This window comes from Nocardia sp. Tas62D01 (assembly GCF_055232035.1).
The window spans coordinates 2,973,765-2,988,934 of sequence record NZ_JBUYUZ010000001.1 but is presented as its reverse complement, the minus strand read 5'-3'; the positions used below and the strand labels follow the sequence as shown (position 1 = coordinate 2,988,934).

Here is a 15,170-nt window from a genome sequence, read left to right as displayed (position 1 = left end):
AAGTATCCCCGAAAATCCCGTGGTCGTGTGGGTATGGCTCATCACGACCCGGGCCAACGGTAATCGGTGGGCAAACACCTGATGCCGCGGGCCTGTCACAGGCGTTGTCGCAGGCGATCAAGCGGTGACGTTGGCACGTACCGCCGGGGCGACCAGCTCGGCGTATCGGTGGATCTGTTCGACCGGATCGCCCTCGGTCGGCCAGAAGACGAACGCGTCGATGCGCTGGTCGCGGTGCAGTGCGCTCAGGTCGTCGATCCAGCGCGTCGGCGGTCCTTCCAGGAAGCCGTGGTCGACGCCGTTGTCGGTGATGGTGCCGGACACGTTGTAGATCCGGCGCACCGCCGCCGGGTCGCGATCCGCGGTCACGGCGGCGTTATCGATCCGCTTGCCCGCCTCGGTGAGGAATTCGGGCGGGGCCCAGGCGGCCGAGGGCAGCCAGCCGTCGGCGAGCTGCCCGGCGAGCGCCAGCATGCGTGGTCCCTTCGCGCCGAGCCAGATGCCGGGCTGGTGTTGCGGGGCGGGCCCCGGACGCGCGCCGGACAGACTGTGGAAGGCGCCGGGGACCCGGACCGATCGCTCGTCGCTCCACATGGCTCGGATCACCGCGATCGCCTCGGTCAACGCCTGCACCGATTCACCCTTACTCAGGTACGGCCCGCCCATCGCGGCGATCGCCTCCCAGAACGCGCCAGCGCCCAGTCCGAGCTGGATTCGTCCGCCGGTGATGATGTCCAGGGAGGCAACCGATTTCGCGAGCACGGCCGGATTGCGCAGCGGCAGGTTCGCGACATCGGGAAAGAACGTCAGCCGTGCGGTGCGCACGGCCAGGCTGGTGAGCAGGGTCCAGGTGTCCAGAAACCGTCGCTGGTAGGGATGGTCCTGGATGCCGATCAGGTCGAGTCCAGCGGCTTCCGCGTACGCGGTCAGTTCGGTGAGCTGGCGGTAGTTGTCGGCCTCCGGGATGAGGAATAGGCCGAATTCGACGGGACGGGTGCTCATCACACACCTCCGGTGAGTGCTCAATTGGCTTGGTGGGCCAGGGAATTCCTCAGATCGTCAGCACGGTCTTACCGCGCGCGCCTGCCGCGCCGATGACCGAGGCGGCCTCGGCAAGCGGGACGGTCGCGTCGATCGGAACGACCACGTCGCCCTTGGCGACGCGTTGCAGCAGCCGACTCAATTCCGGTGCGCCGCCGGAGGATTCGATATTGCCGCCCTTGATCCCGCGATCGTGCAGCGCGTGCTCGTCGGCGGAGGAGATGATGGAGTAGACGGTGCCGCCGTCGTGCACCAGCGCGGTCAGCTCGGCCAGCGCCTCGGGCGGGCTGACCAGGTCGAACAGCACGTCGACGCCGTCGGGATGGGCGGCGGCGACTTGGCCGACGACCGGGCTCCTGGTGTAGTCCACGGTCTCGGCCGCGCCGAGCCTGGTCATCTGATCGGCGGCGTCGCCCCGTGCGGTGGCAATGACGTTGGCGCCCGCCATGTTCGCGAGTTGTACGAGAAACGATCCGACGCCGCCGGTCGCGCCGATCACCAGCACCGTCTGGCCCGGCTCGATCTTGGTGGCATCCACCAGATCCTGAGCGGTGACGCCCGCGGTCGGCAGGGCCGCGGCCGCAACGGTGGGGACACCGTCCGGGATCCGCGCGAGGATGGCGCTCTCGGGCAGCACCGCGTACTCGGCGAAGCTGCCGTGACCGGCCGGGGGTGTCAGGAACTTGCCGACCACACGATCGCCGACGGCGAACCCGCTGACGCCGGGCCCGACCGCGGACACAGTGCCCGCCCCGTCCACGCCGAGAATCATCGGAAAGTCGTGTGGCATCTTGCCGTTCAAGAAACCCGTCGCCATGCGCTGGTCGAACGGATTGACGCCCGCCGCCTCCAGCTGCACACGCACCGCGCCCACGCCGGGTTCGGGCACCGGCATATCGGCCAACTCGGGTGTTGCTCCGAAATTCCGTACCACGATCGCGCGCATCGTTCGCTCCTTGATTCGGGCTGAAGAGTGACGCATCAAACGGCAACGGCCGTCGTAGGTATCCATACACCACCGACGTCGTGATTCATCGCATTCGAGGGTGTCTCGGCGTAGCGTTTGTCGGGACGTGGCCCGGTGGCGTCGAGCGGGGACGGCCGCACGGTCGAGTGGCTGGGAAAATTTCAAAGTTGAGCGGAACAGACTCAATCTTTCTGGCGTTGGACGGTTAGGTACGGCACCGAGCCGCGCGAGATACCGCGCGGGTCAGGTGAAGTGCGACGGTCGGCCCCATGCTGACCAAGTGCTCTTGGTGCCGTGGAAATCGACTAGTAGGAAGGTGACCGTGGACTCGTTCAACCCCACCACCAAGACCCAGGCGGCGCTGACCGCCGCACTCCAAGCGGCGTCCGCCGCAGGCAATCCGGAGATTCGTCCGGCGCACTTGCTGGTGGCGTTATTGGATCAAACCGATGGCATCGCCGCCCCCCTGCTCAAGGCCGTCGGCGTAGACCCGGCGACGGTTCGACGCGAGGCTCAGGACATCGTCGACCGGCTGCCGCGGGCATCCGGCGCCACCACCACCCCGCAGCTCGGCCGCGAGGCGCTGGCCGCGATCACTGCCGCGCAGCACCTGGCCACCGAATTGGGCGACGAGTATGTCTCCACCGAGCACGTGCTTGTCGGCCTGGCCGATGGCGACTCGGACGTGACGATGCTGCTGAAGAAGTACGGCGCCACTGCCGACGCGTTGCGCGAGGCGTTCACCACGGTGCGTGGCAGCGCCCGCGTCACCAGCCCGGACCCCGAGGGCAGCTACCAGGCGCTGGAGAAGTACTCCACCGACCTCACCGAGCTGGCTCGATCGGGCAAGCTCGACCCGGTCATCGGCCGCGACACCGAAATTCGCCGAGTCGTCCAGGTTTTGAGCCGCCGCACCAAGAACAACCCGGTGCTCATCGGCGAACCCGGCGTCGGCAAGACCGCGATCGTCGAGGGCCTCGCCCAGCGCATCATCGCCGGTGACGTGCCGGAATCGTTGCGCGGCAAGTCCGTCATCTCGCTCGACCTCGGCGCGATGGTCGCCGGCGCGAAGTATCGCGGTGAGTTCGAGGAGCGGCTCAAGGCCGTGCTCGAGGACATCAAAAATAGTGCGGGACAGATCATCACGTTCATCGATGAGCTGCACACCATCGTCGGCGCCGGCGCCACCGGCGAATCCGCGATGGACGCGGGCAACATGATCAAGCCCATGCTTGCCCGCGGCGAGCTGCGCCTGGTCGGCGCGACCACGCTGGAGGAGTACCGCAAGTTCATCGAGAAGGACGCCGCGCTGGAGCGTCGTTTCCAGCAGGTGCTGGTCGGCGAGCCGTCGGTGGAGGACACCATCGGCATCCTGCGTGGCATCAAGGAGCGCTACGAGGTGCACCACGGCGTGCGTATCACTGACTCCGCGCTGGTCGCCGCAGCCACGCTCAGCGACCGATACATCACCTCCCGGTTCCTGCCGGACAAGGCGATCGATCTGGTCGACGAGTCGGCCTCGCGGTTGCGCATGGAAATCGATTCGCGCCCAGTCGAAATCGACGAGGTGGAGCGCGCGGTGCGACGGCTCGAGATCGAGGAAGTCGCGCTGAGCAAGGAAACCGACGAGGCTTCCAAGGCGCGCCTGGAGAAGCTGCGGCAGGAACTCGCCGACGATCGCGAGAAGCTCAACCAGCTGATGACCCGCTGGCAGAACGAGAAAAGCGCGATCGACAAGGTCCGGGCCCTCAAGGAGGAACTGGAGTCGCTGCGCGGTGAGTCCGAGCGCGCCGAGCGCGACGGCGATCTCGGCAAGGCCGCCGAGCTGCGCTACGGCAAGATCCCGGCGCGGGAAAAGCAGCTCGCCGAGGCCGAAAAGGCCTCTGCGGTGGCCGGTGACGGCGAAGTGATGCTCAAGGAGGAAGTGGGTCCCGACGACATCGCCGAGGTGGTGTCGGCTTGGACCGGCATCCCGGTCGGCAGGTTGCTGGAGGGCGAAACCCAGAAGCTGCTGCGCATGGAGGACGAGCTCGGCAGGCGGGTGGTCGGCCAGCTCGAGGCGGTGCAGGCGGTGTCCGACGCGGTGCGCCGGGCCCGGGCAGGCGTCGCCGACCCGAACCGGCCGACCGGCTCGTTCCTGTTCGTCGGCCCGACCGGTGTCGGTAAGACGGAGCTGGCAAAAGCGTTGGCTGACTTCCTGTTCGACGACGAGCGCGCCATGGTCCGGATCGACATGAGCGAGTACAGCGAGAAGCACGCCGTGGCTCGGCTCGTCGGCGCGCCGCCCGGCTACGTCGGTTACGACCAGGGCGGGCAGCTCACCGAGGCGGTGCGGCGCAGGCCGTACACGGTGGTGCTGTTCGACGAGATCGAGAAGGCGCACCCGGCCGTCTTCGATATCCTGCTCGCCGTGCTCGACGAGGGTCGCCTGACCGACGGCCAGGGCCGCACGGTCGACTTCCGCAACGCCATCCTGATCCTCACCTCGAACCTCGGTGCGGGCGGCGATCGGGAATTGGTGATGAACGCGGTGCGCTCGGCCTTCAAGCCGGAGTTCCTCAACCGGCTCGACGACGTGGTCATGTTCCACTCGCTCGACGAGGAGCAGTTGGAATCGATCGTGGACATCCAGCTCGAGCAGCTACAGAAGCGGCTCTCGCAGCGCAGGCTGAAGCTGGACGTCAGCGATTCGGCCCGATTCTGGTTGGCGGTGCGCGGTTACGACCCGGTCTACGGTGCGCGACCGCTGCGCAGGCTGATCCAGCAGTCCATCGGCGACACACTTGCCAAGGAACTGCTGGCCGGTGAGATCACCGACGGTGACACGGTGAAGGTGAACGTCACGCCGAACGGTGAGAGCCTCATCGTCGGGAAGTGAGCCTGGTCGTCCAGGGTGGGCAACGGTGAAGCTGACTGCCTCAGCAAGCCGCAGAGCTTACCCTGGACGCCATGACCAACCCGAACGATCCGTGGGGACAGCGGCCGGAGGATGCGCCGACCGAACACCTGGGTTTTCCGGGTAAGTCCGGTTACGAACCGACGCACACCACGGAGTACGACGAGGCATATGGCAAGGGCGGCGAGGTATATCCGTCGACCGAACAGTTCGAGCCCTGGACGCCGCCGCCGGTGAATGCCACCCGCGAGTTCCCGCCCTACGACAACCAGTGGGGCGAGAGCGCCTACGGCGAGCAGTGGGGCGAGAGCGCCTACGGCGAGCAGTGGGCGGATCCGACCGTGCAGATGCCCGGTGCCATGCCGGGCCACGGTGGCGTTGTCCCGCCGGGTCCGCCCATGCCGCCGGATCTACCGCCGCAACCACCCGAGCGCAACATCGGGCTGTGGATCGCGCTCGGCATCGGGGTCGTCGCGCTGATCGCGGTGGTCGGTGTGGCCGCCGGACTGATGCTCGGCAGCAAGGATTCGTCGTCGACGAGCGCGGAAAGCAGTGCGACGCTGACGCTGCCGCCCCCGGCCCGGATGACCGGCACACCGAAGTCGGGTCAGTCCACGGCCACCCTCCCGGGCATTCCGGGTCTCGGCGGCAGCGACACCCTCGGTGCGACCATGGGCACCATCAGCGCCAACAACGGCGGCACCCTGACCCTCACCGCGCTGTCGGGTGGCCCGGTCACCGTGCACACCGACGACAGCACCCAGGTGATCTCGCTGTCCGCGGTCAAGGCCGCCGATCTGCCGGTCGGGGATATGGTCGTCATCCAGGGAGATAAGGCCCCGGACGGTTCCATCCACGCCAAAATCATTATCAGCACCTCGCTGCCCGGAGGCCCGAGATGAGCGACCCGATTAGCCACAGGCTGCCGGTGACAGGCAATCGGTCTGTCGGCTGGATAGGCTAGGCAGCGATGACGGCTATGTGGTTCGGGTTGGCGGCGATCGCGCTGGTTGGTGCGATCGTGCTTCTCTATTTCGATCGGGTCCAGCGACGGCGGACCGGTCACGCGCGCCAGGTCTGGGCGAAATCCCAGGGATACACGTACGTGTCGGTGGAACCGGCGCTCGCGTCGACCTGGCGCCGGGGTGCGTTGGCCAAGCTCGGCTACCTATCGGCGGTAGACGTGGTGTCCGGGATCCGCAAGGGCGAGAAGTTCGTGCTCTTCGATCTGGAGGACGCGGCGACGCTGGTCTCGGTGCGCAGGCAGATCGGCTCGGATATCGACGTCGACATGCGCCTGAAGACGGCATCCCCGCCCAAGGACGCTGACCTGGAACTGCTCGGTGCGATCGGTGACCGGGTGGTGTTCGCGACCAACCCGGAGATCGCCAGGCACGCCGTCGATCAGCGGATGGTTGCCTTCATCGAGACCCTGCCCGATACCGTGCAGATGCTGTGGAGCGAGGGCAACTGGACACTCGGCATGCTGAATGTCGGGACCGTCGCCCGCGATTGGGAGACCGCCATCGACGCGGTGCTGCGGCTTTCCGGTCTGCTGCATGTGCTGCCGCCGGTCAGCGATGTCCTCGGCATGGACGCCGGGGACCATAATCCCGGCCGCCCGCATCCGCGGACGCGGACCAGGCAGAGCGAGCCCGACGAGCCGGAAGCTCCGATCGGCGGTTCCCGGGTCGCGTCACCGACCATGCGCAAGACCGCCGGCATCTATGACGGCCCTGCCTTCGAGGACTCGGCCTATGACGCGTCGGAATACGAGGAACCGCAGCTCGACGAGGAACCCGAGCCGCGCGCCCCGATGGTCTCGACCGCCCAGGAACCGCCACGTCGCCCGTCGCTCGCGGTAGTGCCCGATTCTCGTTCGCGCCCGCGGGAGGATCGCCGGGCGCCGGACGACGAGTGGCGCGAGTCGAGCGACGACTCCGACGACGACCGGCCGAAGAAGGATCGCCGCGAACAGCAACCGCATGTCACCTCCGAGCCGGACGACAACTGGCCGCCGATCGCTGACACACCGGAGCAACCCGGTGGTCCGTTCCACCCGGGATTCCGTCCGTATCAGGGACCTGTGCCGCAGTGAGCGGTTGCGCCACTGCGGCCCTGACCAACTGTTCGACGAACTGGATTGCGCAGCTATGAGCGATAGTTCTATTTCCGCGCGCCTGCCCGGCGCGACCCGGCCCGTCGCGCTGATCACCGGACCCACCTCCGGCATCGGTCACGGCTATGCCAACCGGCTCGCCTTACTCGGTTACGACCTGGTGCTCGTCGCCCGCGACGAAGCCCGCCTCACCGAGCTCGCGGCCGAGCTGGAGCGCAAGTACGCCACCCGCTCGGAGGTGCTCGTCGCCGATCTGGCGAACGCAGCGGATCGGGATCGGGTCGCCGCCCGGGCCGCCGATGGTGTCGAATTCCTGGTCAACAACGCTGGTTTCGCGCATTCCGGGGAGTTCTGGACGCTGGAACCCGAGCAGCTACAGGCGCAGCTGGATGTCAATGTCACCTCGGTGCTGCAGCTCACTCGCGCGGCGCTGCCGTCGATGATCGCCGCGGCCAAGGGGTCGATCGTCAATGTGGCCAGCGTCGCGGGTCTGATCCCCGGACGTGGCTCGACGTATTCGGCGTCCAAGTCCTACGTCGTATCCTTCTCGGAAGGGTTGGCGGGCGGACTGGCCGGAACCGGTGTCCGGATCCAGGCTTTGTGCCCGGGGTTCGTCCGCACCGAATTCCATGAGCGAGCAGGCATCGAGATGTCTTCGCTGCCGAAACCGTTGTGGCTGAGTGTCGATCAGGTTGTCGCCGGTTCGCTGAGTGATTTGCGGAAGGACCGGGTGCTCAGCGTGCCCGGTGTGCAGTACAAAGCGCTCACCACCGTCGCCGGAATGATCCCGCGAACCCTGGCGGCCCGACTGAATCGCGGCTTGTTCAACGCACGCGGAAGGACATAGAGATGATCGACCAGGTGATTACCAACGACCGAGACAGACTGGTCGCGCTCGTGCGTGAGCTGGCGGTCGTGCACGGCAGAGTGACCTTGTCCTCGGGCAAGGAGGCCGACTACTACGTCGACCTGCGTCGGGCCACGCTGCATCACGGCGCCGGACCGCTGATGGGCAAGCTGCTGCGCGAACTTGTCGCCGACTGGGACTTCGACGCCGTCGGCGGCCTGACCATGGGCGCGGACCCGGTCGCGCTGGCCGTGATGCACGCGCCGGGCCGTCCCATCGATGCATTCGTGGTGCGCAAGGCCGCCAAGACGCACGGCATGCAGCGCCAGATCGAGGGCCCGGACATCGTCGGCAAGCGGGTGCTCGTGGTGGAGGACACCACCACCACCGGAAATTCGCCCGTCACCGCCGTACGTGCGCTGCGCGATGCCGGTGCCACCGTGGTCGGGGTCGCGACGGTCGTCGACCGGGAGACCGGGGCCGACCAGGTCATCGCCGCCGTGGGACTGGAGTACCGGTCCATCCTGGGGCTGAAGGATTTGGCCCTCGGTTGAGCTGCGTTCCGGGCCCGGGTCGGGTCCGGACTTCAGAAGGGGCTGCGGGCGAGGCGAAACGAGGTGGCGGCGCGACCCGATGTGGACTGCATACGAGGCGGGTCGGAGACAGTGAAGGGTCGTGTGAATTACCTGTGGTGAGCATTGCAGTCAACAAGAGTCGTGACAACGTTGCGATGCTCGGGATCGGTGCCTATCGTCCCCAACGGCGGGTCAGTAATGAAGAGGTGTGCGAGGTCCTCGACTCCACCCCCGAGTGGATCTACGAGCGCACCGGCGTCCGCAACCGCCGGTGGATCAGCGGTGACGAGACGCTGCAGTCGATAGCGGCGGCGGCGGGCGAACGCGCGATCGTCAACAGCGGCATCGACCGGTCGAAGATCGGCACGTTGATACTGGCCACCTCGAGCTGGCTGACGCTGACCCCGCACGGCGCCCCCAAGGTCGCCAACGACCTGGGGATGAACGGCATCGCGGCCTTCGACCTGACGTCCGGATGTGGCGGTTTCGGTTACGGCCTCGGTGTCGCGGCGGACCTGGTCCGCGCCGGTTCCGCCGAATACGTGCTGCTGATCGGCGCCGAGACGATGACCGTCGGATTGGATCCGACCGACCGCGGCACCGCGATGATCTTCGGCGATGGCGCGGGCGCGGTGGTGGTCGGGCCCAGCGAGGAGAACGGCATCTCCCCGACGGTATGGGGCAGCGACGGCGAGAACGCGTCCGCGATCGCACAGGATGTCGACTTCCTCGAGTACATGCAGCGCGCGCAGGCGATGCAGGGCACCGACCCGGCCGTCGATCCGATCGGCCGGATGTCGCTGCGGATGGAGGGCCCGCGGGTATTCCGTTGGGCGGCGGTCACTTTGCCGCGCGCGCTGTCCGCCGCGCTGGAGATATCCGGGGTGGCCAAGGAGGAGATCGAGGTGTTCATTCCGCACCAGGCCAACGCCCGCATCAACGAACTGATGAAGAAGAATCTCGGGCTCGCCGACGATATCCCGGTGGCCAACGACATCGAGAACAGCGGCAACACCTCCGCCGCGTCGATTCCGCTGGCGATGGAAGAGATGCTGGTGACCGGCAAGGCCAAGGGTGGTCAAACGTCCCTGCTGCTCGGGTTCGGTGCGGGCCTGAGCTATGCCGGTCAGGTGGTCACGCTGCCGCCCGCGCCCACCGAGCCGAGCTTTTGACAATGCGGCCGTTTCGGGCCGGGTTCCGCGGCGCAATACCTGCTCGTGGATCCGAGAGTGCACGCGAAGTTCCTGTCGCAGTATCGGAATGAGTTATAGCACCAGGATGATGCGGTCGCGGTTGCTCGGATCGACTCGGATCGAGATGGTCCCGCCGACCGCGAGCCGCGGTTTGTCGGCCGGTGTCACGTCGAAAACGATGGTGCCCCGGTAACTTTGGGATCCCGGCACGGTGAGTTCCAGATCGAACTCGGTGAGCTCGGTGTGATGATCGGTTGGCCGCAGCGGATGCGCGCCCTCGATCGTTGCCCAGCCCTCCAGTCCGTGCCGCCACAGCCGCCGGTCCTCCCGCGATGGCCGCACGGCCAGCATCATCCCGATGCCGACGCACGAGCCGAACAGGCCGACGAGGGCGATGACTTGATACGGCTCCGTTCCCGGCGGTGTGTGCGGCAGCAGCCACCCCAGCCACAGCGCGAGCAGTATCAGGTACCCGGCCGTCACTCCGAGCACCGTGCGGAAGACCCGTGCGTGGTTCATACCAGCCTCCACCGCGACTGACCTGCTCTATTCAGGATAGATCGGCGGACGCCGGTGTGAAGGCTTCTTGACCGGACCCGCGCATCGACGGTCCGACTGCTCAGCCTTTCAATAGCAGCAGCGCGAGAACGCGGCGGTGATGGGTATCCGACGGCGGTCGCGGCAAGAAGGCGCTCAACGAGATCGACGCGTCGGGCGGGGCCATCGGCGGGCGCAGCAACGTCATGATCGGCTACGTGTGCGGCATCATCAGCTCGGCGCTGATCATCCTCGGCATCCTGTTCTTCGTTGTCGTCATCGTGCTCGGCGTGATCGGGAGCAATACCTCCTCCACGTACTAGCGAGACGGCCGGAATTAGCATTGCTGGGTGAATGACACCTCGGAGCTGGATCTGCCCGGGCCCACCGAGTGGGGCGAGCATCCGCACGGTGTCGGCCCATGGGCACAGGAGCACGGCGAACCGCCGCCGGACGATCCGCGGCTCGACCCCGAGTTGCTCGCCGGCGGCGACCGTCGCAATGTGGTCGACGCCTACCGCTATTGGACGCGTGAGGCCATCATCGCCGACATCGATCGGCGCAGGCATCCCTTCCACGTGGCCATCGAAAACTTCGGGCACGACGCGAATATCGGCACCGTGGTGCGCACCGCGAACGCCTTCGCCGCGGCCGCCGTGCATATCGTGGGCAGGCGGCGGTGGAATCGGCGCGGCGCCATGGTCACCGACCGCTATCAGCACATCGAGCATCACGCCGATATCGCCGAGCTGCTTGCCTTCGCCGCGCGGGCGGATCTCACCGTGGTCGCGGTGGACAACACCCCGGGTTCGGTGCCGCTGGAAACCGTTGTGCTGCCGCGCCGCTGCCTGCTGCTGTTCGGGCAGGAAGGACCCGGGGTCACCGAGCATGCGAAGGACGCGGCGGCCATGACGGTCTCGATCGCCCAGTTCGGTTCGACGCGCAGCATCAACGCGGGCGTAGCGGCGGGGATCGCCATGCATGCGTGGATCGGCCAACATGCCGATTTGACCACGGCCTGGTAACAATTCATGCACGCAAATCCGGATCAAACTGGCACCATTGAGCTATGACCTCGCGGAGCCCGCAAACAGGGCGGAACACGGGTGGGGATAGAGCGGGTGCCAACTCCGCAGCGACGCCGGCATTGTGGTCGGAGCGGGCCGACATGGCGGAGTCCGCGATCGTCTCCCGCCACCTGCGGGCGTTGTGGGCTTGTCCGGGAACGGAATTGGGCGTGGTCGGTTGGCCGGCCACCCGGCGCGAGCGCGGCTTCGCGTCCTGGCATTACTGGTGGCAGGCGCATCTGATCGACTGCGCGACCGACGCCGCCAACCGGGTGCCGACCCCGGTGCGGCGCAAGCGCATCGGCACGATCACGCGCGCACACCGCATCCGCAACATCACCGGCTGGACCAACAACTACTACGACGACATGGCCTGGCTCGCCATCGCTTTGGAACGCGCCGAGCGAACCCAGGACATCACCGAGGCGCGCGGCGCGCTGGTCGCGTTGGAGAAGCAGCTGTATGAGGCATGGGATCCGGAGCGCGGCGGCGGAATTCCGTGGCGCAAGCAATCGGACTACTTCAACGCACCGGCAAACGGACCTGCCGCGATCGCGCTGGCCCGGCTCGGACGGCATGCCCGTGCCCAGGAGATGGCCGACTGGATCGACGAGACGATGCGCGATCCGGAGACCGGCCTGATCCTCGACGGCATCCACTTGCCCTCCGGTGAGATCGAACGACCGGTGTTCAGCTACTGCCAGGGTGTGGTGCTCGGCCTGGAAGCCGAGCTGGCGGTGCACACCGGCGAGCCACGGCACATCGAGCGGGTGCATCGGTTGCTCGCCGTGGTGGAGGAACACATGACCACCCGCGGCGTGATCAACGGCGGCGGCGGCGGTGACGGCGGATTGTTCAACGGAATCCTGGCCCGATACCTCGCGGTGGTCGCGGTGATGCTGCCCGGTGAGGACCGCCAGCAGGTGGCCGACCGGCGCTGTGCGGCCGAGATCGTGCGCGAGTCGGCCGCCGTCGCGTGGGCGAACCGGCTGGAGGTGGAGGGCGAGCCGCTGTTCGGCCACGACTGGAGCAAACCCGCGCGGTTGCCCGGCGGCCGGTCGGGCGCCGGGCATTTCACCCCGGGCGGTTCGGTGACCTCGTCGCATGTACCGGAGCGCGATATGTCGGTGCAGCTGTCGGGCTGGCTGTTGATGGAGGCGGCCTACCAGGTCAGCGCCGCCGGGCTGTAGCTCGCGCGGCGATCAGCCCTCGGCTTCGAGCATCCCTGCCGGCGCGGATTCGAGATCGAAATCCTCGGCGGGCTTGCGCATTTCCTGCCGGTAGTGCCGGATCCCCAGCACCGTGCCGACGATGAGTCCGACCACCAGCGTGCTGATCACCCCGGGCATCAGCCGCGGCACCCGCTCCATGAAGCTGCCCGCGTAGTAGCCGATGAGCAGCAGCACCGGCGCCCAGATGATCGCGCCGATCGTGCTGGCCAGGGTGTACTTGCGGTGATCCATCCTGGCCGCGCCCGCGACCATCGGGCACAGCGTGCGGACCCACGGAATCCAGCGGGCGATGAGCACCGCGAGAAATCCGTGTTTGTGCAACAGCTCGGTGACCCGTTGCAGATTGCGGGTGTTGATATATCTGCCGTTCTTGCGGGCTACCAGGTGGTGGCCGGTGCGACGGCCGATGGCATAGCCGACCTGGTTACCGGCGATGGCGGCGATCATCGTGCCCACCGACAGCGCCCACACCTGGGTCTCGCCGGAGGCGTGCCCGGCCATCATGATGCCCGCGGTGATCAGCATCGAGTCGCCGGGCAGGAACAGCCCGATGATCACGGCGCACTCGATGAAGACGAAGACCAACACCAGCGTCCAGATGAGCGCGGGGCCCGCCGAGGTCAGCGGATCAAAACTGCCCACAGCTAGGGGCAACGGCGCAGACGACACCGGCTCAGAGGGTGGGCTCGTTCGTCGAGGCGGCCAGATCGGCGTCCGGCTGGGCAGCCCCGTTCCTGTTCAGCAGTCGCTTCGCCACGGCGATGATGCCGGGCAGAATCGAAACCAGGACGATGAGCAGGAAGATCGCCTCGACGTGGTCGCGGATGAAGGCGATATTGCCGAGGAAGTAGCCGAGCACTGTGACGCCGCCGCCCCACAGCACGGCGCCGACGATGTCGAACGCCACGAACTTGCGGTAATCCATCTTGGACACGCCCGCGAGCACTGGCATGAAGGTACGCACGATCGGCACGAACCGGGCCAGAATGATCGTCTTCGGTCCGTGCTTCTCGAAGAACGCGTGCGTCTGCGTGACGTAATGCTTCTTGAAGAACCGGCTGTCTTCCTTTTGGAACAGCGCGGGCCCGATTGCCCGGCCTATCCAGTAGCCGGATTGATCACCCGCGAAGGCGATGATCGCGACGGCGGGCACCACCACCCAGATCGACACCGGAGGATTCGACTGCGCGGCAAGCAGACCACCCGTGAACAGCAACGAATCGCCGGGCAGGAGCGGGAACAGCAGACCGGTTTCGATGAAGACGATGACCAGGATTGCTGGAAGCACCGCGTTCTTCAGCCACGTCTCGGTGAGCAGGTGCATCGGATCCAACAGCTGGGTCAGCGCAACATTGCTTACCGATTCTGTCGCTGCGAGCAGAACCACGCGGCCTCCTGTCTGGGTACGGCTGGCCTACTTGCTCGTGTCTCGAGGGGGCTTGCCACCGTGTTGGGAGCTGCCAGCGCAATTACGCGGCCAACAGTACCGGGTTCTGCCGAGAAACCCCTTGCCGAACGGGAAACTTCTGTGCGCGCGACCGGGCGATCTGCTCGTTCGGGCTGGTCCCCTGATATCAGGGGCAACGCCGCTGGCCTACTCTATGGCTTGACAGAATTGTCTATTGCCGCACAAACACGGAGGTCTTCACAGTGCCCATCGCGACTCCGGAGGTCTACGCCGAGATGCTCGGTCGGGCCAAAGCGAACTCCTTTGCCTTCCCGGCCATCAACTGCACCTCCTCGGAGACTGTCAACGCGGCCATCAAGGGCTTCGCCGACGCGGGTAGTGACGGCATCATCCAGTTCTCCACCGGCGGCGCGGAATTCGCCTCCGGCCAGGGTGTGAAGGACATGGTCGTCGGCGCGGTCGCGCTGGCCGAGTTCGCGCACGTGATCGCCGCGCGCTACGACGTGACCATCGCGCTGCACACCGACCACTGCCCCAAGGACAAGCTGGACAGCTTCGTGCGCCCGCTGATCGCCTTCTCCCAGGAGCGGGTGAAGTCCGGGCAGAACCCACTGTTCCAGTCGCACATGTGGGACGGCTCGGCGATCCCGATCGACGAGAACCTGGAGATCGCCAAGGAGCTGCTCAAGGCATGCGCCCAGGCGAACATCATTCTCGAGGTGGAGATCGGCGTCGTCGGCGGTGAAGAGGACGGCGTCGAGGCCGAGATAAACGAGAAGCTCTACACCTCGCCCGAGGACTTCCAGAAGACCATCGACGCGCTCGGCGCGGGTGAAAACGGCAAGTACCTGCTCGCGGCGACCTTCGGCAACGTGCACGGAGTGTACAAGCCTGGCAACGTGGTGCTCAAGCCCGAGGTGCTGGCCGAGGGGCAGCGGGTCGCGGCCGCCAAGCTGGGCCTCGGCCCCGACGCGCAGCCCTTCGATTTCGTCTTCCACGGCGGTTCGGGCTCGCTGAAGTCGGAGATCGACGATGCACTGCGGTTCGGCGTGGTCAAGATGAACGTCGACACCGACACCCAGTACGCGTTCACCCGCCCGATCGCTGGTCATATGTTCAGCAACTACGACGGTGTGCTGAAGATCGACGGCGAGGTCGGCAACAAGAAGGTGTACGACCCGCGCAGCTACCTGAAGAAGGCCGAGACCGCCATGGCGGCGCGTGTCCTCGAGGCGTGCAATGATCTGAAGTCGGCGGGACGGTCGATCAGCGCCTGACCCTTTCAACC

At 66.7% G+C, this 15,170-nt stretch carries 15 protein-coding genes; 9 read left to right on the top strand and 6 right to left on the bottom strand.

Going from position 1 to position 15,170, the window contains the following annotated elements; all coding sequences use genetic code 11:
• Window positions 1-117 precede the first annotated feature (117 nt).
• Together ACV7NQ_RS14725 and ACV7NQ_RS14720 are read right to left on the bottom strand one after the other, a co-directional pair.
• Window positions 118-1,002, bottom strand: coding sequence for an LLM class flavin-dependent oxidoreductase (locus ACV7NQ_RS14725; protein ID WP_463360175.1), 885 nt, complete (start codon window positions 1,000-1,002; stop codon window positions 118-120).
• A gap of 49 nt (window positions 1,003-1,051) precedes the next feature.
• The gene (locus tag ACV7NQ_RS14720; protein WP_463360174.1) at window positions 1,052-1,987 is read right to left on the bottom strand and encodes an NADP-dependent oxidoreductase; all 936 of its coding nucleotides are present in this window, start codon (window positions 1,985-1,987) and stop codon (window positions 1,052-1,054) included.
• A 343-nt stretch (window positions 1,988-2,330) separates the two neighbouring features.
• On the opposite strand from ACV7NQ_RS14720, the gene clpB reads away from it, so the two are divergent.
• From clpB to ACV7NQ_RS14690, 6 genes are all read left to right on the top strand, one after another.
• Window positions 2,331-4,886, top strand: coding sequence for an ATP-dependent chaperone ClpB (gene clpB, locus ACV7NQ_RS14715; protein WP_463360173.1), 2,556 nt, complete (start codon window positions 2,331-2,333; stop codon window positions 4,884-4,886).
• A 71-nt stretch (window positions 4,887-4,957) separates the two neighbouring features.
• Window positions 4,958-5,806: a DUF5666 domain-containing protein gene (locus ACV7NQ_RS14710; protein WP_463360172.1), complete on the top strand. Its 849-nt coding sequence runs from the start codon at window positions 4,958-4,960 to the stop codon at window positions 5,804-5,806.
• A 68-nt stretch (window positions 5,807-5,874) separates the two neighbouring features.
• Window positions 5,875-7,002, top strand: a complete 1,128-nt coding sequence (locus ACV7NQ_RS14705; RefSeq protein ID WP_463360171.1) for a hypothetical protein — start codon at window positions 5,875-5,877, stop codon at window positions 7,000-7,002.
• A gap of 55 nt (window positions 7,003-7,057) precedes the next feature.
• Window positions 7,058-7,870: an SDR family NAD(P)-dependent oxidoreductase gene (locus ACV7NQ_RS14700; protein WP_463360170.1), complete on the top strand. Its 813-nt coding sequence runs from the start codon at window positions 7,058-7,060 to the stop codon at window positions 7,868-7,870.
• 2 nt (window positions 7,871-7,872) lie between these two features.
• Window positions 7,873-8,424 (top strand): orotate phosphoribosyltransferase, encoded by a 552-nt coding sequence (gene pyrE / locus ACV7NQ_RS14695; protein WP_463360169.1) that lies wholly within the window; start codon window positions 7,873-7,875, stop codon window positions 8,422-8,424.
• Between the two features lie 134 nt (window positions 8,425-8,558).
• Complete coding sequence (locus ACV7NQ_RS14690) at window positions 8,559-9,617, top strand: beta-ketoacyl-ACP synthase 3 (protein WP_463360168.1); 1,059 nt, start codon at window positions 8,559-8,561, stop codon at window positions 9,615-9,617.
• 93 nt (window positions 9,618-9,710) lie between these two features.
• Here ACV7NQ_RS14690 and ACV7NQ_RS14685 read toward each other — a convergent pair whose 3' ends face one another.
• Together ACV7NQ_RS14685 and ACV7NQ_RS14680 are read right to left on the bottom strand one after the other, a co-directional pair.
• The gene (locus ACV7NQ_RS14685) at window positions 9,711-10,157 is read right to left on the bottom strand and encodes a hypothetical protein (protein ID WP_463360167.1); all 447 of its coding nucleotides are present in this window, start codon (window positions 10,155-10,157) and stop codon (window positions 9,711-9,713) included.
• 100 nt (window positions 10,158-10,257) lie between these two features.
• Window positions 10,258-10,383, bottom strand: a complete 126-nt coding sequence (locus ACV7NQ_RS14680) for a hypothetical protein (RefSeq protein WP_463360166.1) — start codon at window positions 10,381-10,383, stop codon at window positions 10,258-10,260.
• Window positions 10,384-10,525: 142 nt separating this feature from the next.
• On the opposite strand from ACV7NQ_RS14680, the gene ACV7NQ_RS14675 reads away from it, so the two are divergent.
• Together ACV7NQ_RS14675 and ACV7NQ_RS14670 are read left to right on the top strand one after the other, a co-directional pair.
• Window positions 10,526-11,200 carry a TrmH family RNA methyltransferase gene (locus ACV7NQ_RS14675; protein ID WP_463360165.1) on the top strand — a complete coding sequence of 225 codons (675 nt, stop codon included), beginning with the start codon at window positions 10,526-10,528 and terminating at the stop codon, window positions 11,198-11,200.
• A gap of 143 nt (window positions 11,201-11,343) precedes the next feature.
• Window positions 11,344-12,432, top strand: a complete 1,089-nt coding sequence (locus tag ACV7NQ_RS14670) for a glycoside hydrolase family 76 protein (RefSeq protein ID WP_463360164.1) — start codon at window positions 11,344-11,346, stop codon at window positions 12,430-12,432.
• Between the two features lie 12 nt (window positions 12,433-12,444).
• On the opposite strand, the gene ACV7NQ_RS14665 is transcribed toward ACV7NQ_RS14670, so the two are convergent.
• Together ACV7NQ_RS14665 and ACV7NQ_RS14660 are read right to left on the bottom strand one after the other, a co-directional pair.
• Window positions 12,445-13,128: a DedA family protein gene (locus tag ACV7NQ_RS14665; RefSeq protein ID WP_463360163.1), complete on the bottom strand. Its 684-nt coding sequence runs from the start codon at window positions 13,126-13,128 to the stop codon at window positions 12,445-12,447.
• Between the two features lie 19 nt (window positions 13,129-13,147).
• On the bottom strand, window positions 13,148-13,798 hold the full coding sequence (locus ACV7NQ_RS14660) for a DedA family protein (RefSeq protein ID WP_463365667.1): 651 nt from the start codon (window positions 13,796-13,798) through the stop codon (window positions 13,148-13,150).
• Window positions 13,799-14,124: 326 nt separating this feature from the next.
• Here ACV7NQ_RS14660 and fbaA point away from each other — a divergent pair, with 326 nt between their 5' ends.
• On the top strand, window positions 14,125-15,159 hold the full coding sequence (fbaA, locus tag ACV7NQ_RS14655) for a class II fructose-bisphosphate aldolase (RefSeq protein WP_463360162.1): 1,035 nt from the start codon (window positions 14,125-14,127) through the stop codon (window positions 15,157-15,159).
• Window positions 15,160-15,170: the final 11 nt, after the last annotated feature.

What these genes read in the sequence shown, in the direction of transcription:
- ACV7NQ_RS14725 (WP_463360175.1), bottom strand. Translation starts at nt 1,002, where the DNA reads ATGAGCACCCGTCCCGTCGAATTCGGCCTATTCCTCATCCCGGAGGCC.
- ACV7NQ_RS14720 (WP_463360174.1), bottom strand. Translation starts at nt 1,987, where the DNA reads ATGCGCGCGATCGTGGTACGGAATTTCGGAGCAACACCCGAGTTGGCC.
- ACV7NQ_RS14710 (WP_463360172.1), top strand. Translation starts at nt 4,958, where the DNA reads ATGACCAACCCGAACGATCCGTGGGGACAGCGGCCGGAGGATGCGCCG.
- ACV7NQ_RS14705 (WP_463360171.1), top strand. Translation starts at nt 5,875, where the DNA reads ATGACGGCTATGTGGTTCGGGTTGGCGGCGATCGCGCTGGTTGGTGCG.
- ACV7NQ_RS14700 (WP_463360170.1), top strand. Translation starts at nt 7,058, where the DNA reads ATGAGCGATAGTTCTATTTCCGCGCGCCTGCCCGGCGCGACCCGGCCC.
- pyrE (WP_463360169.1), top strand. Translation starts at nt 7,873, where the DNA reads ATGATCGACCAGGTGATTACCAACGACCGAGACAGACTGGTCGCGCTC.
- ACV7NQ_RS14685 (WP_463360167.1), bottom strand. Translation starts at nt 10,157, where the DNA reads ATGAACCACGCACGGGTCTTCCGCACGGTGCTCGGAGTGACGGCCGGG.
- ACV7NQ_RS14680 (WP_463360166.1), bottom strand. Translation starts at nt 10,383, where the DNA reads ATGACGTTGCTGCGCCCGCCGATGGCCCCGCCCGACGCGTCGATCTCG.
- ACV7NQ_RS14670 (WP_463360164.1), top strand. Translation starts at nt 11,344, where the DNA reads ATGGCGGAGTCCGCGATCGTCTCCCGCCACCTGCGGGCGTTGTGGGCT.
- ACV7NQ_RS14660 (WP_463365667.1), bottom strand. Translation starts at nt 13,798, where the DNA reads ATGCACCTGCTCACCGAGACGTGGCTGAAGAACGCGGTGCTTCCAGCA.